At 71.9% G+C, this 24,072-nt stretch carries 17 protein-coding genes; 8 read left to right on the top strand and 9 right to left on the bottom strand.

Going from position 1 to position 24,072, the window contains the following annotated elements; all coding sequences use genetic code 11:
* Window positions 1-64 precede the first annotated feature (64 nt).
* On the top strand, window positions 65-1,183 hold the full coding sequence (locus V4Y04_RS23470; RefSeq protein WP_332430290.1) for a hypothetical protein: 1,119 nt from the start codon (window positions 65-67) through the stop codon (window positions 1,181-1,183).
* Between the two features lie 80 nt (window positions 1,184-1,263).
* On the opposite strand, the gene V4Y04_RS23465 is transcribed toward V4Y04_RS23470, so the two are convergent.
* Entirely contained in the window at window positions 1,264-4,575 is a 3,312-nt protein-coding gene (locus tag V4Y04_RS23465) for a S8 family peptidase (protein WP_332432976.1), read from the bottom strand.
* A 412-nt stretch (window positions 4,576-4,987) separates the two neighbouring features.
* Between V4Y04_RS23465 and V4Y04_RS23460 the strand changes: the two genes are divergently transcribed.
* The 5 genes from V4Y04_RS23460 to V4Y04_RS23440 all read left to right on the top strand — a co-directional run bounded on the left by V4Y04_RS23460 (window position 4,988) and on the right by V4Y04_RS23440 (window position 12,603).
* Window positions 4,988-5,491 (top strand): hypothetical protein, encoded by a 504-nt coding sequence (locus V4Y04_RS23460; protein ID WP_332430289.1) that lies wholly within the window; start codon window positions 4,988-4,990, stop codon window positions 5,489-5,491.
* Window positions 5,461-6,885: a hypothetical protein gene (locus V4Y04_RS23455; RefSeq protein WP_332430288.1), complete on the top strand. Its 1,425-nt coding sequence runs from the start codon at window positions 5,461-5,463 to the stop codon at window positions 6,883-6,885. Before V4Y04_RS23460 ends, V4Y04_RS23455 begins: the two co-directional genes overlap by 31 nt.
* Complete coding sequence (locus V4Y04_RS23450; protein WP_332430287.1) at window positions 6,882-8,366, top strand: vWA domain-containing protein; 1,485 nt, start codon at window positions 6,882-6,884, stop codon at window positions 8,364-8,366. Before V4Y04_RS23455 ends, V4Y04_RS23450 begins: the two co-directional genes overlap by 4 nt.
* A gap of 104 nt (window positions 8,367-8,470) precedes the next feature.
* Window positions 8,471-9,592 carry an ATP-binding protein gene (locus tag V4Y04_RS23445; RefSeq protein ID WP_332430286.1) on the top strand — a complete coding sequence of 374 codons (1,122 nt, stop codon included), beginning with the start codon at window positions 8,471-8,473 and terminating at the stop codon, window positions 9,590-9,592.
* Complete coding sequence (locus tag V4Y04_RS23440) at window positions 9,589-12,603, top strand: hypothetical protein (RefSeq protein WP_332430285.1); 3,015 nt, start codon at window positions 9,589-9,591, stop codon at window positions 12,601-12,603. The genes V4Y04_RS23445 and V4Y04_RS23440 overlap by 4 nt, the downstream gene beginning before the upstream one ends.
* A 372-nt stretch (window positions 12,604-12,975) precedes the next feature.
* Here the strand turns inward: V4Y04_RS23440 and V4Y04_RS23435 are convergent, their stop codons facing one another.
* From V4Y04_RS23435 to V4Y04_RS23420, 4 genes are all read right to left on the bottom strand, one after another.
* The gene (locus V4Y04_RS23435) at window positions 12,976-13,659 is read right to left on the bottom strand and encodes an ABC transporter ATP-binding protein (RefSeq protein WP_332430284.1); all 684 of its coding nucleotides are present in this window, start codon (window positions 13,657-13,659) and stop codon (window positions 12,976-12,978) included.
* A 164-nt stretch (window positions 13,660-13,823) separates the two neighbouring features.
* Window positions 13,824-15,032, bottom strand: coding sequence for an RNA-guided endonuclease InsQ/TnpB family protein (locus V4Y04_RS23430; RefSeq protein WP_332432975.1), 1,209 nt, complete (start codon window positions 15,030-15,032; stop codon window positions 13,824-13,826).
* Between the two features lie 315 nt (window positions 15,033-15,347).
* Window positions 15,348-16,601 carry a L,D-transpeptidase gene (locus tag V4Y04_RS23425; RefSeq protein WP_332430283.1) on the bottom strand — a complete coding sequence of 418 codons (1,254 nt, stop codon included), beginning with the start codon at window positions 16,599-16,601 and terminating at the stop codon, window positions 15,348-15,350.
* A 333-nt stretch (window positions 16,602-16,934) separates the two neighbouring features.
* Window positions 16,935-17,393, bottom strand: a complete 459-nt coding sequence (locus tag V4Y04_RS23420; RefSeq protein ID WP_332430282.1) for a hypothetical protein — start codon at window positions 17,391-17,393, stop codon at window positions 16,935-16,937.
* Between the two features lie 108 nt (window positions 17,394-17,501).
* Between V4Y04_RS23420 and V4Y04_RS23415 the strand changes: the two genes are divergently transcribed.
* Window positions 17,502-17,840, top strand: a complete 339-nt coding sequence (locus V4Y04_RS23415; protein WP_332430281.1) for an LPXTG cell wall anchor domain-containing protein — start codon at window positions 17,502-17,504, stop codon at window positions 17,838-17,840.
* A gap of 58 nt (window positions 17,841-17,898) precedes the next feature.
* On the opposite strand, the gene hutH is transcribed toward V4Y04_RS23415, so the two are convergent.
* The 3 genes from hutH to V4Y04_RS23400 form a co-directional block, all read right to left on the bottom strand.
* Window positions 17,899-19,479 carry a histidine ammonia-lyase gene (gene hutH / locus V4Y04_RS23410; RefSeq protein ID WP_443080199.1) on the bottom strand — a complete coding sequence of 527 codons (1,581 nt, stop codon included), beginning with the start codon at window positions 19,477-19,479 and terminating at the stop codon, window positions 17,899-17,901.
* Window positions 19,480-19,657: 178 nt separating this feature from the next.
* The gene (locus V4Y04_RS23405) at window positions 19,658-20,809 is read right to left on the bottom strand and encodes a GGDEF domain-containing protein (protein WP_332430279.1); all 1,152 of its coding nucleotides are present in this window, start codon (window positions 20,807-20,809) and stop codon (window positions 19,658-19,660) included.
* Between the two features lie 266 nt (window positions 20,810-21,075).
* On the bottom strand, window positions 21,076-21,876 hold the full coding sequence (locus V4Y04_RS23400) for an enoyl-CoA hydratase/isomerase family protein (RefSeq protein ID WP_332430278.1): 801 nt from the start codon (window positions 21,874-21,876) through the stop codon (window positions 21,076-21,078).
* 213 nt (window positions 21,877-22,089) lie between these two features.
* Between V4Y04_RS23400 and V4Y04_RS23395 the strand changes: the two genes are divergently transcribed.
* Window positions 22,090-22,842 (top strand): hypothetical protein, encoded by a 753-nt coding sequence (locus tag V4Y04_RS23395; protein ID WP_332430277.1) that lies wholly within the window; start codon window positions 22,090-22,092, stop codon window positions 22,840-22,842.
* A gap of 33 nt (window positions 22,843-22,875) precedes the next feature.
* Here V4Y04_RS23395 and V4Y04_RS23390 read toward each other — a convergent pair whose 3' ends face one another.
* On the bottom strand, window positions 22,876-24,045 hold the full coding sequence (locus V4Y04_RS23390; RefSeq protein WP_332430276.1) for an adenylate/guanylate cyclase domain-containing protein: 1,170 nt from the start codon (window positions 24,043-24,045) through the stop codon (window positions 22,876-22,878).
* Window positions 24,046-24,072: the final 27 nt, after the last annotated feature.

Raw genomic sequence — 24,072 nt, 5'->3', positions numbered from 1 at the left:
CGGGTCGTCCACAGGCCCGGCACCACGTTGGCCAAGTACCGACGCGATCTGGTTCGCTTGAGACATGGAGATTCTCTTGGTCCTGCTCGCGATGGTCATGATCGGCTTCGTGGTGCTGCCGTTCCTGAGGCGCGGGCGCGGCGGGATCACGCAGGTGCCGGCCGGCCACCCCGACGCGGCGGACCCGGCCGGGTACGGCTTCGCCCTCGAGGAGGAACTGGACGTCCGCATGCCCGGCCCCGACCAGGACCTGCTGGACGTCCTGGACCTGGTGCAGCGCACCCAGGACTACCGCGGGGCCCGGCAGCTGCTGGCCGGCACCGACGCGACGAGCGAGCTGCGCTGGCAGCGCGTGCAGGCCTTCGCGGGCGCCGCCTCGCTGGAGCTCGCCGCGCGGCCCGGCGGGGCCGGCGAGTCGCCGGGCGGGCAGTGGCTGCGGGTGTGGCGTGCGGAGGTGCCCAAGGACGCGGGGGGCGCGGCGGTGCACGCCGAGTTCCTGGTGCAGCAGGCGTGGCGTACGGCGACGCGCGGGACGGACGAGTTCCGGATCATCATGGAGGAGGCGAAGGCGGCGTGCGGCGAGGCGGCGCTGCTGGCCCCCGGTGACCCGGTCCCGTACATCGTGGAGCTCTCGGTGGCCCGTGGACTGGCCTACGAGCGGAAGGACTTCGAGCAGGTCTGGCTGAAGATCCTGGACCGTGCGCCGGCCCACATGGGCGCGCATCTGGCCGCTCTGCACTACTGGTGCGAGAAGTGGCACGGCTCGCGGGAGCTGGCGTACTCGTTCGCGGAGGCCGCGGCCGCGCGGGCGCCGCAGGGTTCGCTGCTGGCCGCGATGCCGCTGTTCGCGGTGTTCGAGCACCTGCCGGAGGTGAACCTGGTCAGCGGTTTCTACCAGAGCCAGGTGGTGACGAAGGCGGTCCACGGCGCGCTGCACGCGGTGCACGCGGCCCGCCCCGACGACCCGATGGCGGCGCACGTCCGGCACCTGCTGGTCTTCTTCCTGGTCCGCGGTGAGCGCTGGGCGGAGGCCATGACCCAGCTGATGCACATCGACGGCCATGTCGGCGCGCTCCCCTGGACCCTGTCCCCCGACCCCGCCGCGGAGTTCGCGGTCTACCGGGCCCTGGCGGTCGCGGGTTACGAGGCCAACGGCGGCAGCCCGGCGACGCTGCCGCACTGAGGGGCGGCACGCGCGGGGGCCCGCCGGAAGCCATGGCTTCCGGCGGGCCCCCGCCCCTGCTCAGCAGTGGGCCGGCCGGCTCACTTGCCGTAGTAGGCGTTGTGGATCGAGATCGTCGACGTGTTGCCCTTCTTGTCGGTGATCTTGGCGCGGAAGGAGATCGCCTTCTTCTTCGCGGGGTTCTTGACGGTGATCTTGCCCTTCGTGACGGTGGTCTTCTTCCAGGTCTTCCCGGCGTCGTAGGAGACCCACACCGTCAGCGACTTGAGGTTCTTGCCCTTGGCCGCGCCCTCGACGGTGACCGGGAAGGTGACCTTCTTGCCCGCCGTGACCTTGCTGTCCAGCCCGGTGACCGCCTGGAAGCGGGCCGAGGAGGCGGGCAGCTGCTTCATGCCGGAGACCTTCTTGGAGCGGAAGGTCCAGCTCGCGTCGATGCGGGTGGACGCGGCGGCGACCTTGGAACTGCGCTTGACCGAGGTCGTCAGCCGGTAGGAGGCGTCGGCGGAGGGCACCTTGAACGCCTCCTCGCCGAACAGTGGGTCGTCGTGGGAGCCGACCTTGGTGCCGTTGCGGTACAGGCTGGTGGTGACCGAGGTGAACTTCGAGGAGCCGGGGTTGCCCTTGCCGTCGGCGAACAGCGGGAGGAACCCGTAGATGTCGTTGCCCTCGCGGAAAAGGCCGTAGTCCGAGGTGAGTCGCGGCCCGAAGACGGCCGTGTTCACGGTCTTGGAGTACTTCTTGCCGGCCTTGAAGGTGAAGGCGCCACCGAAGGTGTAGCCGGAGTCGATGATCGGCCAGCCTTCGGCGTCGACGCCGCTCTGCTGCTCGAAGTCGAGGCCCCACTGCACCCCGCCCGTGGTGGACAGGTACAGGGTGCGGGTGCCGGGCAGGGTCTGCGGGATGCCGACCGAGGAGGCGGAGTAGCTGTCCGGCAGCCAGCCGATGGCGCTGAGCGCGCCCTTCTTGCCGCTCGCCGCGGCGCCCAGGCCGACCTGCACCGTGGCCAGTTCGGACGCCTTGTAGGCGCGGGTGTAGCCGGTGGCGAGCTTCTTGACCTTGCCGCCGGCGACGGTGTCGTACTGCGCCTTGGTGCCCTTGCTCCAGTGGGCGTCCCACTGCTGGCTCAGCGAGCCGTCGGTGATCTGCGGGCCGAGGTGGGCGGAACGGAAGTTGTCGTACGACTCCAGCCACCAGCCGAAGCCGTAGAGGCCGTTCTTCGTCTCCACGGTGTAGTCGGCCGAGGCGAACTCCGGCTTGGCCGCCTTGTCCGGCACGGTGATCTTCACCGGCTTGGCCTTACGGGCGTCCAGCGTGACCGTGGTCTTCTTGGTGACGCTCAGCTTCGGCTGGGAGAGCCAGTCGGCGCCGTCGAACTTCTGCGGGTCGGAGCCGGCGAACACCGCGGCGTCCAGGACGTAGTCGCCCTTGGGTACGCGGACGGTGACGGTGCCGTCGGGGTCGTAGGGCATGTACCACTCGTCGGTGGCCGCGCCGGAGGTGCCGCTCAGGCCGGCCATGTAGTCGGCGGTCGCCTTGCCGTTGCGGCCGAGGACCTTGAGCGTCACGTCGTAGGACTCGGCCTCCCGCTCCACGCCCGCGGCCGTGCGGACGCTCTGGCCGCCGCCGGTCGCGACCACGTACGCCGAGTACGCGCCGTCGGTGGTGCCGCCGAGCTTGGTGTTGACGGTGAAGTCGACGGAGGCCGTGCCGCCCGCGGGGACCGTCACCGTAGTGGCGCCCAGGGTGAAGAAGCCGGCCGGGGCCGCCTTGCCCTTGGGGTTGGTGGCGGTGGACGTCAGCTTCAGGGTGACGTCCTTGGTACCGAGGTTGCGGTAGGTCAGCGGCTTGGTGACGGGCTTGTCGTCGGTGTGCGGCCACTGCTGGACGCCGAAGCTCACCGAGACCGGGTCGGCGATCACCGTCTGCTGGATGGCCTTGTCGACCTGGACCCGCCCGGAGCCCTGCTCGAACGGCGTGTACGCGCCGCCCTTGGTGGAGCCGGTGAGCGCGCCCTTCAGCTCCGTGTAGGTCCAGTCGGGGTGCTGCTGCTTCAGGAGCGCGGCCGCGCCCGCGACATGGGGGGTCGCCATCGACGTGCCCGAGATGGACATGTAGCCGGCCGGCTTCTCGCCGACCTCCTTGGCGATCTCGTTGCCCTTCGCCGAGGCGGCCGTGATGTCGACGCCGGGCGCGGTGACGTCCGGCTTGACGGCGCCGTCGCCGGTGCGGGGGCCGGTGGAGGAGAAGTCGGCGAGCTTGTCCTTGTCGTCGACGGCGCCCACGGTGAGGGCGGCATCGGCGCTGCCGGGCGAACCGATCGACTTGGGGCCGGAGTTGCCCGCGGCGATGGCGAACAGGATGCCCTTGTCCGTGGAGAGCTTGTTGACCGCCGCTTCCAGCGGGTCGATCTCCGCCGTGTCTCCGCCGCCCAGGCTCATGTTGACGACGTCGGCGCCCTGCGCGGCCGCCCACTCCATGCCGGCGAGGATGCCGGAGTCGTCACCGAAGCCGGAGTCGTCGAGGACCTTGCCGTTGAGGATCTTGGCACCGGGGGCGACACCCTTGTACTTACCGCCGCCCTTGGCGCCGGTACCGGCCGCGATGGAGGCGACGTGGGTGCCGTGGCCGACCTTGTCGCCGGTGTTCGGCGCGGTGGTGAAGTTCTTGGACGCGGTCACCTGGCCCTTCAGGTCCGGGTGGGTCGCGTCGACACCGGTGTCCAGGACGGCGATCTTCACGCCCTTGCCGTCGTAGCCGGCGGCCCACGCCTTGGGGGTGCCGATCTGCGCGACGGACTTGTCCAGGGCGGCCTTGCGGACGCCGTCGAGCCAGACGTGGGCGATGCCGGACGCGGTCCGGTCGCCGTCGGTGACCGCCTTCCACAGGTCGGGCGTGTCCTCGTGCGGGGTCTGCACGGCGTCCGCGTTCAGGGTGCCGAGGGTCCGGCGGAGCGTGCCCGCGTCGCGGACGTCGGACTTCGCGGCGGCGGCGCGGCCCTGGTACCCGACGATGACCTTCAGACCGCGCTGCTGGGAGCGTCGGGTGGAGTCCTTGCCGAGTTCGGTGATGTCGAAGAGCCGCCGGTCGAGCCGGCCGCTCGCGATCAGCCGGGCGGCGTCCGCCGGCAGTACGTGGGTGTGGCCGCCGGACCTGCGGATCTGGACGGGTATGTGCTCCCGGCCCTTGGCCCGCTCCAGGCCGACGACGCGGCCCTTGGCGTCCACGGCGACCCGGTCGCCGGTGATGAGGGTGATGCGGTGCTTGGCCTTCAGCGAGGACGACGTCTGTGCGGCGGTACCGGCCGCGGTGTCCGCGGCCGTCCGTTCCCCGTTCGCCGACGCCGGGCCGGTCATGCCCGCCACGAGCGCCACGGCGGCTGCCGTGGCGACCATGGCCGCGCCCGTCGCGCGCGCTCTCTTCACTTGTCTGCGCAAGGTTCCCCCTAGCTGATGTACCGGGCTGATTCCCCATCACCCGGCCGGGGGTGGTCTCGTACGCATGTGCGCACCCCCCGGATGATGCAGTATGCCGAGCCGTGTTCAAGCGCCTCAAGGGGCTGCTGGGGAGAACCCCAAGTCGACGGGAATCTGTGACACCACCGCCGGGCTTCCGTTACGGGATCGACGAATTGGGGGCGCGCGGACGGGCGCGTGGGATCCGCGTCCGGCTGCCGGGGCCCGAACCCCGAGCCCCGCCTCCCGGGACCTGCGCACCACTCTCGATGTCAGTGGTCGGGGATAGCTTCGATCGTGTTGCGCCGAGGTGGCGTGGACATCTGCTTTCGCATGCAGGGGAGATGGTGCGTTGTCCGTCTGGGAGAAGTCGAGCACGGCGCGGGTGGTGCCGCCCGCGAGGCCGCGGAAGCTGTCCAAGGTGCCGTTCGTCGAGCTGGCGGACGGCCGGCTGCAGGGGGTGGTCTCCAGCGGGTCGGACATCGGGCGCGTGTACGTGTCGTCCGTCGCCGCCGGGACCTACGCGTTCGCGTGCAGCACCAACAACAACCGCCCCTGCGGCGGCGCGCGCGGGTGGTTCTGCAACCACATCCGGGCGCTGGTCGACGAGGCCGTGCTGCAGTACGGCGCCGAGCGCGTGGCCCGGTACCTGAAGGTCGAGGTGGCGGACGGCGGGCTCGACGCGGACTCCGTCACCACCGCCATGACGCGCACGCGGCCCGCGCAGGGCGACACCTCGGCCGCGGCGCCCGTGTTCAGCCGGTTCCTGCGGCACCTGGCGTACCTGGAGCTCGCGCCGAGCACCGCGCCGCTGCCCGAGATGCAGTGGTTCCCGACGACGAGGGCGGTGGCCTGATGCGTGCCGATCTGCTGTTCGACCCCGTCGACGGTCTCGACGAGGCCCTCGCGGCCGTGGACGCCTTCGACGCGGCGCTCGTCGCCGGTCTGCTCCGGCCGCAGCCCGACCAGGCCGCCGGTGTGGTGGAACTGGCCGACGCCGTCGCCGGAACCCCGCTCGCCGCGCGCGTCGCCGAGGCGGCCGACAAGACGGTGGCCGGGGCCGCGGGCGAGGACCACTTCGTCGCGCTCGCCGCCGCCCGAGCCGCCCTGCTCGGCTCGGTGCACGACGCGCTGACCGCCCGCGTGACGGAGGCCGTCGGCCGGCCCGTCGCCGAGGAGGCCGCCCCGGGCGGGGCCGGTGGCGCGGACCACACCGCGAACCTCCTCGCCGCCGCCCGCAGTTGGCTGAGCGACCTCGCGCGCGCCGGCTGGCAGGGCATCGACCACGAGCTGGTCGGCGGCGCCGCGCCCGTCGTCACGGCGATGCTGCCCGACCCGGCGCTGCGCCGGCAGGCCACGCTGCTGGACGGGTTCGCCGCCGAACTCGCCGCGTCCTGCCCGGGGGCCACCCTGGAGCGGATCCCGGTACGCCGGTGGGCGGACCTGTGGTCGCGCGCTCTGCTCCTGACGCTGCCGGGTGCGACCGGCGCCCCCGCGGCGGACACGGCCACCGGTCGTCTGCTGCCGCTCGGGATCGACGTGCAGGAGCACGCGACCGCCGTACAGGCCCAGGTCCACGCGGTGTTCGAGCCCGCCGACGGCGGCGCGTCCCGGCTGGTACGGGCCGCCGCGTCCGTCCCGAAGCCCGACACCGTCGTCGGGGCGGGCCTGTGGCAGCTGCTGCGCCCCCACCTGTCCCTGCTGACCGCGGTGAGCGAGGGCCGCGCGATGGACCTCGGCGCGATGCCCGTCACCGCCGAGGGCGACCTGGTCTGGGACGGCGCGCACGCCCGCATGGGCGAGCCGGCCGACTCCCTCGCCACCGCGCGCGTGGCCCTGCCCACCGCCGCCGCGGCGGCGACCGCGCCGCTGGACCGGCACCCGGCCCGGATCTCCGTCCCCGTCCTGCTGGAGGGGTACGAGGCGGAGCAGGACGACGACGGGGTCGCGTTCCGGATCGCCGGGCACCGCCTGGCCGTCGACACCGACCGGATACCGGCCGCCGGACCGCTCACCGCCGAGGCCGTCGCCGTGTCCGGCGCGTGCATCGCGCTGCTCCGGTGGGACGCCGGGGAGTTCCACGTCCAGCCGCTGGCCGTGGAGAAGACCGTGCGGAAGAAGGCCGTCGCGGTGCACGCCGGGGCGTGGGCCGGAGGCACCACCGACAAGGCCGGCGTCCGCGCGGAGAAGGCCGCCACCGGCGCCGTCGACGCGCTCCGCGAACGAGCCGGAAGGCTGCTCCGGAAATGACCGACCCCACCACCGCACCGACCACTGTGCCCGGCCCGTCCCGGCCCTCCGCACCTGCGGAGTCCGCCGTGCCCGACCCGAACGACAACCGGCGCCAGGTGCTCTACTGGCGGCTGCTGGCCCGGCTGTTCGACCCCGAGGAGCAGGCCTCGCTGGAGTCGGCGAGCCTGGCCGTGGTCGAGGACATCGGGCTGCCGTCCGCGCTGCTCGACCCGGGCGCCTCCGTCGACTCCGTGGTGCAGCGGCACCCGGAGCTGGCCGCCGAGTTCGACGGGCTGATGGCCCCCGGGCCGGAGGAGGACGACACCCGCGACCGGGCCGCCGAGGTGCGGCGCGCGGCCCTCGTCTCCAAGGTCCTGCTGAACGTCTTCTCCACCGGCTGCGGCGCCGTCACCGCCGAGCAGCTGTCCCGCTGGCAGTCCGACGCGGGCTGGCTGGAGCGGGCGCTCGGCTGCCGGCCCGGCGACCTGCGGGGCGGACGCGCCGGCGCGGGCGGCGTCGGGGCGGTGGGTGCCGGCGCGGGCGGCCAGGGTGTCAGCCCCACCGGTACCGGCGGTGGCCGGCGCACACCCGACCTCAGCCGGCTGATCCCCGCCATCGGCCCGGAACTCGGCTCCCTCGAGGCCGGTCTGGTCAAACGGATGCGGCTGCGCGAGGTGCTGGCCGACCCGCGGCTGGCCGCGCGGCTGACCCCGAGCATGTCCCTGATCGAGCAGCTGCTGCGGGACAAGGACAACCTCTCCGGCGTGGCCCTGGCGAACGCCAAGTCGCTGATCCGCCGCTATGTGGACGAGGTCTCCGCTGTCCTGCGCACCCAGGTGGAGAAGGCAACGGTCGGCGACATCGACCGGTCCGTCCCGCCGAAGCGGGTCTTCCGCAACCTCGACATCGACCGGACCATCTGGAAGAACCTCACCAACTGGAGCCCGGAGGAGGAGCGGCTCTACGTCGACCGCCTCTACTACCGGCACACCAGCCGCAAGACGACACCGCAGCGGCTGATCGTCGTCGTGGACCAGTCGGGCTCCATGGTCGACTCGATGGTCAACTGCACCATCCTGGCCTCCATCTTCGCCGGGCTGCCGAAGGTGGACGTCCACCTGATCGCCTACGACACCCAGGCGCTGGACCTCACGCCCTGGGCGCACGACCCGTTCGAGACCCTGCTGCGCACCAAGCTCGGCGGCGGCACGGACGGCACCGTGGCCATGGCGCTGGCCCAGCCGAAGATCGCCGAGCCGCGCAACACCGTCGTGGTGTGGATCTCCGACTTCTACGAATGGCGTACCGACGAGCTGTTCGAGAGCATGTCCGCCGTCCATCGCTCGGGCGCGAAGTTCATCCCGGTCGGTTCGGTGACCAGCGCCGGGCGCGGCAGCGTCAACCCGTGGTTCCGGGAGCGCTTCAAGGACCTCGGCACGCCGGTGATCTCCGGTCACATCAAGAAGCTCGTGCACGAGCTCAAGACGTTTCTCACCTGATCCGTCCGTTCCCTCCCGCCCGGACTTCCCTCCCCTTCTCGCGACTTCTCCCCAGCTTCTCCCGACTTCTTTCTTCGAGCCCTGAACGGAAAGGCCCTCACCTGATGTCCGACCTGCTGCGCGCGCCCGCCGAGATCAAGTACGCCGAGGAGCTGGACTGGCTGGAGTCGGTCGACGACGGTCCCAAGCCTTTCTCCTGGCGGCTGTCGCCGAAGATGGTCCGGCTGTTCGTCCTCGGCTCGGAGCGCTCCGACAGCCTGGACCGGGAGGTCTCCCAGAAGTGGTTCGGCGACCGGAGCTTCGTCGAGCGTTCCATCGTCACCCTCGCCTCCGACCGCGGCCTGCTCCTGATCGGTGACCCCGGCACCGGCAAGAGCTGGCTGGCCGAGCTGCTGTCCGCCGCGATCAGCCGCAACTCCACCCTCGTGGTGCAGGGCACGGCCGGCACCACCGAGGACCACATCAAGTACTCCTGGAACGTGTCCATGGTCATCGCCAAGGGCCAGTCCAGGGAGTCGATGATCCCCTCGCCGATCATGACCGCGATGGAGACCGGGTCGATCGGCCGTTTCGAGGAGCTGACGCGTTCCACCAGCGACGTCCAGGACGCGCTGATCTCCATCCTCTCCGAGAAGTACATCTCGGTGCCGGAGCTGGAGAGCGGCGGCAGCGACAACATCGTCTTCGCCAAGCCCGGCTTCTCGGTCATCGCCACCGCCAACAGCCGCGACCGCGGGGTCAACGACCTCTCGTCCGCGCTGAAGCGCCGCTTCAACTTCGTCCGCATCCCGGTCATGACGAACAAGAAGAGCGAGGCCGAGATCGTCCGCTTCCGCACCGAGGAGCTGCTGCGCCGTCACTCGATAGAGCTGGAGGTGCCGCCGACCCTGCTCGACGTGCTGCTCCAGAGCTTCGCCGACCTGCGCGCCTCCGCCGCCGCGGCCGGCAGCGACGACGAGAAGCTGGAGTCCGCGCTGTCGACGGCCGAGCAGATCGGTGTGCTGGAGGACGCGGTCCTGCACAGCAACTTCTTCGGTGAGCGCACCCTGACCGCCCGTTCCCTCGCCTCCTCGCTCGTCGGCTCCCTCGCCCGCCGTGAGCCGGAGGACCTGGCCATCCTCAACAAGTACCTGCACGGTGTCGTCGAGCCGCGCAGCAAGGAGCAGGGCGGCTCGTGGCCCGAGTTCCTGGAGGGCGGCCGGGACGCGATCGCGACGCTGTCATGAGCGCCGCACCCGAGAGCGCGCCCGTCGTGCGGGAGAGCACGCGCGCGGCGCGGGAGAACACGTTCGCGGGGCTGCGCGGACAGCTCCACGAGGCCGCGGCCACGTTCGCCGGCGGGCCGGACGCCCTGGAGGGCATCCTCCTCGGCATGGTCGACGACGTGGACCGCGCGGTGCGCGAGCCGCTGGAGATCTTCCCCGTCTGCCACCACTCGCCCGCCTCCGCCCTCGCGATGGCCCGCCGGCTGCGCGAGAAGCAGCCCAAGGTGGTGTACCTGGAGCTGTGCGAGGACATGGCGCCGCTCCTCACCGAACTGCGCAACTGCCGTCTCCCGGTGGCCGTCCAGGCGTTCGCGAGCGAGGTGGACGGCTTCCCGCCCGAGTGGGCGCCGCTGTCGGTGGTCGCACCGATCACCGAGGCGTCCGCCGAGTACCAGGCGATCGCGTACGCGCTGGACACGCCGGACGTCGAGCTGGTCCTCGTCGACCGGTCCTCCGACCACGTCTTCCAGTGGGACAGCCGGGGCCGCGACACCCCGGAGACGGCCGGGGACGGGCCGGACGGGGACAGGACCGCCGCGGACGGGACCGCCGCGGACGAGGACGCGACGGAGACCGCGCTGCACGGCGAGGCCGTCGGCGTGGAGATCGGCGACCTGCGGCCGCGTTTCGCCGAACTGGAGGAGCACCTGCTGCGGCACGGCAAGGTGCGGCACTGGTCGGAGTGGTGGCACCAGTACGTCGAGCTGCCGCTCGGCGACGGCGACCACGACACCTACCGCCAGGTCATGTTCCTCATCGGCAGCCTGTTCCGGCGGCTCGCCCCCGGCGACCCGTCACGGGTGCGGGTCGACGAGGACCGCGAGCGGTACATGTGGACCCGGATGCGGGAGCACCTGGCCGCGACCGGCACCGACCCCGAGGACTGCCTGTACGTCTGCGGCGCGTTCCACGCGGCCAGCAGGGTGGAGGAGTTCGGCGTGGCCGGCTCCGCCGCGTACGAGATCTCGCCGCGCTCCGCCACCACCTGGCAGCACGGGCTCATCCCGTCCAGTCACGCGGCGATCGAGGCGCAGTTCGGTCTCGCCGCCGGCTCGGTGTCCATCGCGGCGACCGAGTGGGCGAAGAGCCTCGAGCGCACCCGGGTCCGGCCGTACCGGCTGGCGGGCCAGGCCGGGACGAAGAAGTCCCGGGCGAAGCAGACCGCCGTACCGGCGGCGGGGGCGGCGCGGCCCGCCGCGACGGACATGCTGTCCGGCTTCCTGGGCCGTCGGCCGGTCCTGGACGCGCTGGACGAGGCCGAACTCGTCGGCTGGTCCGTGGACATCGTGAGCGCGGCCCGGCGAGGCGGCTATCTCGCCTCCACCGCCGACGCGATCGCCGTCTTCGAGACGTCGATCCTGCTCGCCGGGATGCGGGACCGGGCCAAGCCCACGCCGTACGACTTCCAGGACGCGGCGGTCACCTGCATCGAGAAGGACGCGGTGCCGGGCCGGCGGGACGTCCGGCGGCTCGTCGAGATCATGATGGGCGGCGACCGGGTCGGCCGGGTCGGCTACGACTCGCTGCCTCCCCTGGCCCGCGACGTGCACGACCGGCTGGAGCCGCTGGGGCTGAAACTCCAGCAGCGGGGCGTGCGGCGGGCCCTGCTGGACATGGCGTCCCGGCCGGAGCTGCGGGACTGCTCCGACGTGCTGTGGATGCTGCGCCGGCTGCTGCCGCAGGGCGCGGCCCGGACCGTCATGGGCGAGCGCGCGCTGGGCGAGCGGTCGGTCCAGGAGTCGTGGGACCTGGCGCTCGGCACCCACCAGCGGGCCCTCATCGAGCTCGGCTACGACGGCGTCAGCATCGAGCAGGTCCTGGAGCAGCGCCTGCGCCGCGCCGCCTACGCTCCGCAGGCGACGGCGGCGGCGGTCCTGGAAGCCGTCGAGGACGCGGCGTTGTACCTGGGCGGCGGCCGGCGTCTCACCGACGAGCTGGGCACGCGCGCGCTGGCGGTCCTGACGTCCGAGCGCAGTGTCGACGGGGCGCCGGAGGTGCTGCGCCGGGTGCGCCGGCTGCTCGCGTACTACCGGACGAGCGAGCCGGTGCTGCCGCCGTGGCTCGAGTCCTTCGTCAAGGCCGGTTACGCGCACTACTGCACCCTGCTGCCGACCGCGTTCACGGACGAGGACGCGACGACGGGTCAGGTCGCCGCGATGCTGGGCTTCCTGTTCAGCATGGAGAGCCTGGCGCTTTCGCTGGGCTGCGACAGGACGCAGTTGGAGCTGTCGGTCGCGCAGTCCCACCCCGAGGACCCGTCGAAGACGGCACTGCTGTGGGCGGCGCAGGTGCAGCTCGGCACCCTCTCCCGCGAGCGGTTGCGGGCGCGGTGCGACGAACTGCTGGCCAACCCGCTGGTGGTGCCCGCGTATCCGCGCTACCTGAGCGGCTTCGTGCACGCGCTGGAGCCGGTGCCGGGTCTGGCGGACGTGGTCGTGGAGGCGGTGTCGAACGCGTTCGGGCGGCTGCCCGACGCGGTGCTGCTGCCATGGCTCCCGACGCTGATCGGCACGCTGCGGGCGGGCGCCGCGGACCTGGCCCCGCTGCTGATCCGCGAGGCCGGACGGATCTTCCCGGCCCGGCTCGCGGCGCTGGACGCGTGGGTGCCGCCGTGGCGCGCACCGGCTCCGGTCCCTGTACGCCGCGCGGCACGGGCGGCGGGGCAGGCGGCCGGTGTCCGCCGAGGCGTCGCGCTGGCACCGGCTCATCCCGCCGCGTTCGACGCGCTGGCGGAGCTGCTGGGCCGCGCGGAAGGGTGGGCACCGGCCACCGCCCCGGCGGGCACGGCGGGCGTGGCGGGCACAGCGCTGCTGACCGCGCATCCGGCGACCTGCGACGCGGTGGCGGACCTGCTCGGCTGCACGGAGGGCTGGGCACCCACCGCCGCCCCGGCGGCCCCGGCGGGCGCGGTCCTGACCGCCCGTCATCCGGACTCGGCGACGGCGCTGGAGTCCCTCCTCGCCGGCACCTGACCGACGACAACGCGCTCCCGGCCGCGAGGTCCCACCCCGGCCGGGAGCGCACCGTCGGGCGCCCCGCGTGCTGGCCCGCCCGCTCGGGCCTCCCGCGCACGCGGCCCCGTGTCCGACACGGCCGACGACCGCACTCAGGCACTGCCGCCGACCGTCGACCACCGGCCGCCGGCCGCCGCGCCGGAACGCGCGAACCCTGCGCCCCGTGCCCGGACCCCGCGACGGCCGACGAACAGCTCTCCGCGGGAAAGTGACGGGCGGCCACACGCTCCCGGCCGCGGGGCTCGTACCCCGGATCGGAAGCGTGCGTCGTTCCCCGTGCGTTCCCCGTGCGTTCCGCGTACGGGGAACGCTGCCGCGCGGCGGTGGCGGTCAGGCGCCCGGGTTCTCCTCGACCGTGATGCGGCCCTTGCGGATGGTCGCCACGCGCGGGGCCTGCTTCGCCAGGGTCGAGTCGTGGGTGACCATGACGAAGGTGAGCCCGAGTTCCTTCCACATCCGGATCAGGACCTCCATGATCTCGTCGCGCATCGACTCGTCGAGGTTTCCGGTGGGTTCGTCGGCGAGCAGCACCTTCGGCTCCTTCACCAGCGCCCGCGCGATGGCCACCCGCTGCTGCTGGCCGCCGGACATCTCGGCGGGCAGGTGCCCGAGCCGCTCGCCGAGTCCGACCGCGGCCAGCGCCTCGGCCGCCTTCTCGCGCCGCTCCTTCGTCCTCACCCCGAGCGGGACCAGCGCGGTCTCGACGTTCTCCTGTGCGGTGAGGGTCGGGATCAGGTTGAAGGACTGGAAGACGAAGCCGATGCTCTCGCTGCGCACCCGGGTGAGCCGGGCCTCGGGCAGCCTGGCCAGGTCGGTGCCGTCGAGGATGATCTCGCCGGAGCTGGGACGGTCGAGTCCGCCGAGCATCTGCAGCAGGGTGGACTTGCCGCCGCCGGTGGGGTCCTGGATGACGAGCCGGTCGCCGTCGGGGATCGTCAGGTCGACGCCGTCGAGGGCGTGAACGGTTTCCTTGCCCCGGGGGTAGCGCCGGGTGACGCCTTTGAGTTCGTACATGGGTCAACTCCTTCCTGCGCCTTGCCCATCCCGGAGGACACGGAGCTGACGACGATGACCAGCGCGATGCCGAGTGCGAGACCGGAGGCGACGACGAGGGCCGCCTTTCTGCGGCGGCGCAGTTCGCGCCTCAGGTAGGTGAAGAACTTGACTTCCTCCTCCGCCTAGAAGCGGGGGAGTCCAGCGGTTGCCCGCCGGGTTTCCTGCTTCACCGACGACCGCCCCGTCCGGGAGGACTCCCGTTGAGGTCTTACACCGTCTCCACAGGCAGACGCCGCCAGCCCGGCGGCCAGGATGTTGCGTGCCGCGTTCACGTCGCGGTCATGCACCGCGCCGCAGTCACACGTCCACTCGCGGACGCTCAACGGCAGCTTCTCCCGCACCGTGCCGCAGACCCCGCACAGCTTCGAGCTGGGGAAGAAGCGGTCGACGGTCACGAGGGTGCGCCCGTACCAGGCGCACTTGTACTCCAGCATCGTCCGCAGCTCGGTCCACGACGCGTCCGAGATGGCGCGCGCCAGCGTGTGGTTCTTGACCAGGTTGCGGACGGTGAGGTCCTCGATCACGACCGTTTGGTTCTCACGGACGAGTCGAGTCGACAGTTTGTGCAGGAAGTCCCGGCGCCGGTCGGCGATCCGCGCATGGACGCGGGCCACCTTCCGGCGGGCCTTCTCCCGGTTCGCCGATCCCTTCGTCTTCCGGGACAGTTCCCGCTGCGCGCGAGCCAGCTGGGCCCGGTCACGGCGTTCATGGCGGGGGTTGGTGACCTTCTCCCCGGTGGACAGCGTCACCAGCGACGTGATCCCGGCGTCGATGCCGACCGCCTGATCGGTGGCCGGAGCCGGGGTGATGGTGTCCTCGCACAACAGGGACACGAACCAGCGGCCCGCGGCGTCGCGGGAAACGGTCACCGTGGACGGCTTGGCATCCTCGGGAAGGGGACGGGACCAGCGGATGTCCAACGGGGCGGACATCTTTGCCAACGTCAGCCTGCCGTCACGCCACGTGAAGCCGGAGCGCGTGTACTCGGCCGACTGCCGGGACTTCTTCTTCGACTTGAAGCGCGGGTACTTCGCCCGCTCGGCGAAGAAGTTCGCGAACGCCGTCTGCAGGTGGCGCAGGGCCTGCTGAAGCGGCACCGAGGACACCTCCGTCAGGAAGGCGAGTTCCTCGGTCTTCTTCCACTCCGTCAGGGCGGCCGACGACTGGATGTAGGAGATGCGGCGCTGCTCGCCGTACCAGGCGGTGGTGCGCTCTTCCAGCGCCTTGTTGTACACGAGGCGGGCGCAGCCGAACGTGCGGGACAGCTCTGCTGCCTGCTCGTCCGTGGGGTAGAAGCGGTACTTGAAAGCCCGCTTGACCTGCTGCGCTATGTCTCACATTCTATCAGTTTCTGTGTGAGCAATCCGTGTCGGGTAGTCGGCGGAGTGCACTCCGCCGCTGCGCGGCTCCGAAACAGGGATGCGTTTCCTCCCCCAGCTGGAGTCGGGGATTTCCACGCAAGGAGGATTCGATGAGGGCAAGCCAGGGACGCCTCGTGATGAAGTGTTGAGCCCGGGATAAGAGCCGCATGAGAAGAGGTCCGGGCCGCCTGAACGGACCGATGCCGCCGCCCGCCCGGAAGGGCGGACGGCGGCATCGGTCGGGTGGGTCGGGCAGGGGTACCGGCTGGTGCCGGGCGGCCGGTGTCAGACCTCCGAGCCCGCCTTCCACTGGGCCCAGTCCATGTTCCAGCCGTTGAGGCCGTTGTCCGGGGCGACGGTCTTGTCGCCGGTGTTCTTCACGACGACCACGTCACCGACGATCGAGTTGTCGTAGAACCAGGCGCCCGGCGTGTTCGGGTCGTCGGCGCCCTGGGTGTCGGCCAGGCCGATGCAGCCGTGGCTGGTGTTGGCGCTGCCGAAGATGGACTTGGCGCCCCAGTAGTTGCCGTGGAGGAAGGTGCCGGAGTTGCTCAGGCGCATGGCGTGCGGCACGTCCTTGATGTCGTACTCGCCCTTGCCGTCGTCGTCGGTGAAGCCGACGGTCGCGCCGTCCATCCGGGTCTCCTTGAACTTCTCGGAGACGACCATCTGGCCCTCCCACGTCTTGTTCTCGGGGGAGCCGGCGGAAATCGGGATCGTCCGGACGGTCTTGCCGTCCTGCGTGACCTTCATCTGCTTGGTCGCGGCGTCGACGATCGAGACCTGGTTGCGGCCGATCTTGAAGTTGACCGTCTTCTGCTGGACGCCGAAGACGCCCTCGGCACCCTCGACCCCGTCGAGCGCCAGCTTCAGGGTGACGGTGGAGTTCTCCTGCCAGTAGTCCTCGGGACGGCAGTCCATGCGGTTGGCGTTGAACCAGTGGCAGGCGACCTCCTGGCCGCTGCTGCTGGAGACGGTGATGCCCTTCTGGACCTCGGCCTTGTTGGCGATCGCCTTGTCGAAGTTGATCGACACCGGCATGCCGACGCCCACGGTCGAGCCGTCGTCCGGGGTGAAGTTGCCTATGAAACTGTTGTCCTGGGAGACCGTGGTGAACGAGGCGTTCTCGTGGGCGGCGCGCCCCTTGGAGTCCTCGGCGGTGGCCGTCAGCTTGTAGGTGGTGGCGCGCTCCAGCTGAACACTGGGCTTCCAGCTCTTCTTGTCCGCGGTGATCTCACCCTCGACGGCGGTGCCGTCGGAGGTCGTCATCGTGACCTCGGTGAGCGTGCCCTTGGTGACGGCGACCGCGGCGGAGTTGTTGATGGAGGCGTTGGTCGAGCCGCCCTTCGGCGTGATCTTGATCTGGGCCTCGGAGGTCTTCTTGGCCGCCGCCTCGTCGACCTGGGCCTGCGATGTGCCCTTGCCGCTCCCACCGGAGTCGGCGTCCTCACCGCCGCCGGAACACGCCGAGAGCACCATCACTCCACCGAGCAGAGCGGACGCAGCCATCAGACCCCTGCGCCGCTTACCTTCCGTCATCACACGCTTCTCCATCGTCGCCGCTTCCCCGAACCCCACGGGCCCCCGCACCCGAAGCCGAGAGTCCCCGTCAAACACTTCAACGCTACGACCGGTAGATCCCGTTCCATACGGGCCGCGAATGTGGGGCTCACCACGTCCATCGCGGCCGGGGAGGGGGTTGTTCGGCCCGCGCGTCACCTGAGACGTCACGGCCCGGGCGACGGTTGCCGCCCGGGGTCACGATTTCCCCAAACCGTGCCGGCCAGTCACCTCCCCTCGACGCAACCCGCCTTCCACGCCCCCCACTTGCGAGCATTGCGTCATATTTCACAGTTCGTCACCATTGGTGGATTAACGAGCAATGCCTACTTCCAGCCATCTGCCGCTTTCGCCCGAAATGTCACTCATGTCGCTACCTGACGCCCCATCGGACCCGTTGCCGTAGAACTCGCCGCCGTCCCCGTCGAGGACCTCGTCGCCGTCCCCGTCGAGGTCCTCATTGAGGTCCTCGTCGAGGTCCCACTCGGGCGAGTCCGGGTCGTAGGCGATCTGCTCACTGCTCCACGAGGCCTGCTGGAGTTCCACCCCCGGCACGTCGCCGACCAGACCGAACGGGTCGACGAGGTACGCGAGCGCCTCGGCCATGTCGGCGGCCACCGCGTCCCGGGCGGGCACCCGCTCCTCCGCGGACAGGTCGTCGTCGTCCGCGACCCTGGCAAGCGCGGCGCCGGTCACGGCGTCCACATCGTCGACCTCGAGAACGAGGTCAACCCGAAGCCGTACAAATCGCGATGTCTCTGGAGTGCTCATGCCCGGAGCGTACGACTCCCGCTCCCGTGACTTTCCCGTGACCCGAGATTTTCACTAACATCAGTCCACACGGCCAATTCGCCAGCGCCACAAGGGGATCGATATTCCGTGTCATCCGCTCTCCGCCCGTTGCTGACAGCCACCGCCGCAGGCACCCTCCTGTGCGCCCTGTGGTTCGTCCCGTCCGCCAACGCGACCTCGGACACCCCGGCTGAAGGAACCACTCCGGCAAGCCCGTCTCCGCAGGTCACAGAGCAGGCGAGGGTCATCTCCAGCACCTCGACCAGCACCTCGACCGCGTCGTACGACGGCACCGCCGGCGAGGTCCGACTCGCCGACACCGGCAGCTTCAACAGCACGCCGTACGTCGTGGGCGGCACCGCCTGCCTCACCCTCGGCGCGGGCTTCGTCGTCTACTCGGTACGCCGGGAGCGCCTCGACTTTTAACTCGCTTGACGTTGCCTTGAGATGACCTTGACCGTGATCTCCGGGCGGCCCCGGTGTGTCACCGCAGCGGGCCTGTGATCTTCTCCACCGCCGTCAGCAGTCGTCCGTCCCGTACGAACGCCTCCGCGGCGGCGAGGTCGGGCGCGAGATGACGGTCCGGGCCGGGCCCGCCCACACCGGCCTGTCGCGCGGCCTCGACGACGGCCCGGGTCGCGGGCGCCGGGGTGAGCCCCTCGCGCAGCTCCACCGCACGCGCGGCGGCGTACAGTTCGACGGCGATGACCCGGGTGAGGTTGTCGACCGAGGTACGCAGCTTGCGCGCGGCCGACCAGCCCATCGAGACGTGGTCCTCCTGCATCGCGGAGGACGGGATCGAGTCCGCCGACGCCGGTACGGCCAGCCGCTTCAGCTCGCTCACCAGCGCGGCCTGCGTGTACTGAGCGATCATCAGACCGGAGTCGACACCGGGGTCGTCGGCGAGGAACGGCGGCAGCCCATGGCTGCGGTTCTTGTCCAGCAGCCGGTCGGTACGGCGCTCGGCGATGGAGCCGAGATCGGCGACGGCGATGGCGAGGAAGTCCAGCACATAGGCCACCGGGGCGCCGTGGAAGTTGCCGTTGGACTCCACCCGCCCGCCCTCGGAGCCGAACGTCCCTGAACCCGTGCCGCCGGGCAGCACCACCGGATTGTCGATGGCAGCGGCGAGTTCGCGATCGGCGACCAGCCGGGCGTGCGCGATCGTGTCCCGTCCGGCGCCCGCCACCTGCGGGGCGCAGCGCACCGAGTAGGCGTCCTGGACACGGGGGGCGTCGTCCTGGTGATGCCCCGTCATCCCCGAACCGGCGAGCACGGCCAGCATGTTGGCGGCGCTGGCGGCCTGGCCCGGGTGGGGGCGGATGGCGTGGAGTTCGGGGGCGAGCACCTTGTCGGTGCCGAGCAGCGCCTCCAGACTCATCGCGGCCGTGACGTCGGCGGACCGGTAGAGGGTGTCGAGGTCGGCGAGGGCCATGATCAGCATGCCGAGCATGCCGTCGGTGCCGTTGAGGAGGGCGAGCCCTTCCTTCTCGCGCAGTTCGACGGGCCGGATCCCGTGCTCGGCGAGCAGATCGCCGGCGGGCCGCAGGGCCCCGTCGGGCCCCTCGGCCTCCCCCTCCCCCATCAGGGTGAGCGCGCAGTGGGACAGCGGAGCCAGATCGCCGGAACAGCCGAGGGAACCGTACTCGTGCACCACGGGGGTGATCCCGGCGTTCAGCACGTCGGCGATCATCTGCGCGACCTCGGGGCGTACGCCGGTGTGCCCGGAGCAGAGGGTCTTCAGCCGCAGGAACATCAGGGCGCGGACGACCTCGCGCTCGACGCGGGGTCCCATGCCCGCGGCGTGCGAGCGGACGATGTTGCGCTGCAACCGGGCACGCAGCTCGGGGCCGATGTGCCGGGTCGCCAGGGCGCCGAAGCCGGTGCTCACCCCGTACACGGGGTCCGGCTCGGCGGCCAGGGCGTCCACGATCCTGCGGGACGCGGCGAGGGCGGTGAGTGCCTCGCCGGAGAGCTCGACGCGGGCACCGCCGCGCGCCACGGCGAGCACGTCGGACGCGGTTACCCCGGCCGCCCGTCCGTCACCCACCACCACCCTTTCCAGGCCGCGCTTCACGTCTTCCCCGTTCATCACGGTATGCATATCCATATTCAGGAGCGTACGCAGTGAATTCAATGATGTCATCACCGGGGACCGCGATCACCCCTTACCGACACGCCCGCCCCCTTGTCACCGATACGCCCGCCCTCCGGGCGAACGACGGGTGTGTGCCGGACAGGCCCTACGGCGAGTGCCGCCCCCGGAACCGGCGCCGCTCCCCGTCCGGCTTCCCCGCCGGCTCGTCCACCAGGCTCACGACCGGGTCACCCGGGCCCTCACGTCCGGCCACGACGGGACGGGACGCCCGCTCGGCCTTCGCGCGGTACTGCGCCGCGTCGGCCAACCGGAGCAGCCGCCGGGCGGAGCGCACCGGCCCGATGGCGTCCCCGGTGGAGGCCACCCCGCAGGCCACCCCGTCCCCGATCTCCAACTCCACGGCGCGACGGCAGACTTCGTCGGCCGCCTTGACGACCTCGTCGGCGGACGGCCCCACCGCCAGCAGACAGAACTCGTCCCCGCCCAGCCTCGCCGCCAGGGCACCGGGCAGCATGGCCCCGCACAGGGACAGCACGGTCCCGAACCGCTCGAGGAGCCGGTCGCCGACGGCATGCCCCAGCGTGTCGTTGACCCGCTTGAGCCCGTTCAGATCGCACACGACGAGGCTGACGACAGCTCCGTCCCGGCGGTGCCGCTCGATCGCCTCGTCGAGCCGCACGTCCACGGCCCGGCGGTTGGCCAGCCCGGTGAGCGCGTCCGTGTACGCGAGCCGCCGCGCCTCCTCCAGCCGCTCGGTCTGCGCGATCCCGGCGGCGACGACGGCGGCCAGCACCGTCGCGAAGTCGGCGTCACCCCGCGCGAAGACGGGGGCACCGGTCGGCCGGGCCACATACAGCTCGCCCCACGCCCGCCCGTGCAGCACGATCGGGGCGACCACGCAGCAGCCGCGCCCTCGCCGGCGCAGGGCCGCCACCCTCTGGTGGGTGTAGCCGGGTTGTCCCTCCGTCGTTCCCCGGGCGGTCTCCACCCAGGCGTCCGGCTCGCCGCCACCGGCCGCCCACCGCTCATGCAGGAACTCGGTGATCTCGGCGAACTGGTGCACCGGGTAGGCCTCATCGTCCGGGAACTCCTCCTCACCCTCGGCCAGTTCACCGACGTTGACCAGGACCCGCAGCCGCCCCAGCTCGCGCTCCCACACCGACAGTGCGGCAAAACTCCCGCCGAGCGCCCGGCGGGCCCCGCGGGCCGCGGCCCGCCAGACCTCCCGCGAACTGTGCGCGGCGGCCATGCCCTGCGCCAGCGTCACCACCGCCGCCAGCCGGCTGTCCTCACCCATCCCTCCAGGCTAAGGACGTTCAGCGCGAACAGGGATATTTAAGGAGCAAACGGGAAGTACCACCATGCCCCGCCGCCCCTCCCGCTCCTCCCGCCCCTACCGCTCTGCTCGGACCGGCGACGCTCTCCCCGGTGGCGGATGCTCCGCCGCTTCGCCCGCTCCTCCCGCCCTCCCCCTCTGCCACCCCTCCCGCTCCACCGCTCCGCTCTGACCGGCGACACTCCCCCCGGCGGCGGATGCTCCGCTCCAGCGGTCCGGCGCCGCTTCTACTCCCCCGGCCAGTTCGGCCTGCGCTTCTCGTTGAAGGCGGCAACGCCCTCCGCACGGTCGCCCGAGAACGCCACCGACCGCCAGGCGGCGTCCTCCACCTCGAGGCCGGCGGGCAGGTCCAGCCCTTGCCCGAGCCTCAGCGCCCGCTTGGCCGCCCGCAGCCCCACCGGCGAGTTGGCGGCTATCCGGGCAGCCAGGACCAGCGCCTCCTCCCGGTCCCGGCCCGTCTCCACCAGTTCGTCGACGAGTCCCAGCTCCCGGGCCTCGGCGGCCTCCACCCGGCGCGCCGTGAAGATCAGCTCGGCGGCCCGCGCCGCGCCCACCCGTCTGGGCAGCAGCTGGGTACCGCCGCCGCCCGGAATCACCCCGACGGAAACCTCGGGCAGACCCACCACGGCCGTACGGTCGGCGACGATCACATCGCAGGACAAGGCCAGTTCGAATCCGCCGCCCAGCGCGAACCCGTGCACCGCCGCCACCGTCGGCACCGGCAGCTCCAGCACGCCGGTGTAGGCCCCGCGTGCCACCGGCCGCTGACGCACCAGATCGGCGTCGCTGAAGGAATTGCGCTCCTTCAGATCGGCCCCCACGCAGAAGGCCCGCTCGTGCGACGAGGTCAGCACCACCACTCGTACGGCCGGGTCCCTCCCCAGCGCCGCGCAGGCTCCGGCGAGGGACCGGGCCATCGCGGTCGAGACGGCGTTCATGGCCTGGGGCCGGTCGAGGACGAGCTCCGCGACATGCCCTTGCTCATGCCGCCGCACCAGCACGAACTCCCCGAACCGTTCCTCACTCACGACAGCCTCCGGTTAACGCTGGCTAACATCCGTCGTCCCGATCATCGCAGTCGGACACCCTCCGGCAAAAGGGCGCGCGTCCAGTTCCCTCATCACCCCCCGTCCACCCGTTCGAGTGACATTCCGGCCACTCGGGTCCGGTCCCGTACGGGAAGCCCTAGCGTGCGATGCACAGCGGCGCGTGGGGGCGCGTACGCAGGGGGAGGAATCACCATGCCGACGAACACGCCGACCAGAGCGACCGAACCGACCAGAGCGACCGAACCGCGGTCCATCGGACCGGAGACGGCCGAGGACTCACCGGCACACACCGGATTCGGCCTCTTCAGCGCGCGCATCCGGGGCCGCCACCGCAGACCCCGCCCCCGGAAACTCCTGCTGGCCGGCGGCGGGCTGGCGCTGACCGCGGGCGCCCTGAGCCTCGTACGCCTGGCGTCCGCCCCGGGGCCCGCGGACATCGGCGCGGAGGCCGGCCCCCGCCCGGTCGTCCCGGACCCCTCGACCGCCACGAGCCCCGCCACGGGCCCCGGCACGGGCGCCACGGGCCCCGGCACGGGCGGCGCCACTGCTCCGGCCGTCCCGGCCCCGGGGGCCGGTCCCTCCTCGACCACCGCCCTGGGCGGTCAGAGCGCGCCACTGCTCACCCCGGCCACCCCGGGCAGCACCGCCGCACCGACCGTCGTGGCCTCGTCCCCCACCACTCCGGGCGCTCCGGGCGCTCCGGGCGCCCCGAGCACCCCGGACACGCCAGGGGCCCCGAAGCCGCCGGCCCCCGCCGGCGCCCCGCCGGACGGCCCCACTCCCCCGCCGACGCCTCCGGCCCGCACACCGCCGCGGCCTCGGCCCCCGGACCGGCAGACCCCGCCCCCACCGCCGGACCGGCCGGGCGCACCGGACGACGACCCCGTCCTCTGCGTACCGGTCATCGGCCTGTGCGTGGGCGGCGGCCCCCACCTCAAGGGCTGACCCCCAAGGGTGGCCGGAGAACTCCGAAAACCTCTAGGGACTGTCCCGGCGCGTGAGCAGCCACGGCTCCACCACGCCCAGGCCACGCACGGGCCGCTGCCACATCGGCTGCAGCCCGAAGCGGTACGTCGGCGGCTCCTCGCCCTCCTTCTCCGCCGCGGCCGCCGCCTCGGCAGCGGCGGCCTCGGAGGCGGGCGCGTCACCGGTGCGGATCAGTTCCTCGGCGAAGGCGGTGTCGATGAGTACGGCGTCCCGAGGAGCTATCGAGGTGAGCCGGGAGGCCAGGTTCACCGTCGTCCCGAAGACATCGCCCATCCGGGTGGTGACGGTGCCGAAGGCCATGCCGACCCGGAGTTCCGGCATCGTCTCGTCGTTCGCCATGGTCTCGATCAGCCGCAGGGCGATCTCCGCGGCCGTTCCCGCGTCGTCGGCGGCGTAGAGCACCTCGTCACCGAGGGTCTTGATGAGCCGCCCGCCGCGCGCGGCCACGAGGTCGGCGGCGGTCGTCTCGAAGGCCTCGACGAGTTCGCCGAGCTCCTCCTCCTCCATCCGCCGGGTCAGCCGCGTGAACCCGACGAGGTCGGCGAACGCGACGGCGAGCCGCCGGTCCACCATCTCCTCGTCGTCGGCGGCCTGGAGCACCCGCCCGGCCGAGGCGGCGAGCTGCCGCCGCCAGACGTAGACGAGGAACTCCTCCAGCTCGGGCAGGAGCAGCTCGATGATGGGATACGTGACCTCGGTGCGGGTCATGCCCAGCTCGGGCGGCTCGGTCAGCCCTTCCAGGAAGGAGTCGATCTGCCACTCGGCCAGTCGCGCGGTGGTCTGTCCCGTGGACCGCGCCACCTGCACGGCCATGGCCTCGCTCAGCAGCCCCGCCTCCACCAGACCGGCCAGCCGGCGCAGGGCCAGGACGTCGGCCTCGGTCAATGCCTTGGCCTGTCCGACGTCGGCGAACCCCATGGCCCGCCAGAAGCGCGTGGCCATTTCCACGGTGACGCTGGCACTGCGGGCCGCCTGGAAGGGGGTGTAACGGCGCTCGGCACCCAGGATGAGCTGTTCGAGACGCAGAGCGAGCGGGTCCTCGCCGTTGTCGGCGGGACGGGAGTCGTCCCCCCGCTCGCGCTGCTTGCGCGAGGCCGAGGATGGCGAAGGCTCCGCGCGGCCCTGCGCTTCCGTTCCGGAGCCCGAGTCGTCGACGGTCACGCGTTGCTGCCCTTCCGATCTGCCACG

It is taken from the genome of Streptomyces sp. P9-A2 (genome assembly GCF_036634175.1).
Lineage (GTDB): Bacteria > Actinomycetota > Actinomycetes > Streptomycetales > Streptomycetaceae > Streptomyces > Streptomyces pratens.
The sequence above is the reverse complement of the archived record's forward strand: the minus strand, read 5'-3'. Positions and strand labels throughout refer to the sequence as shown.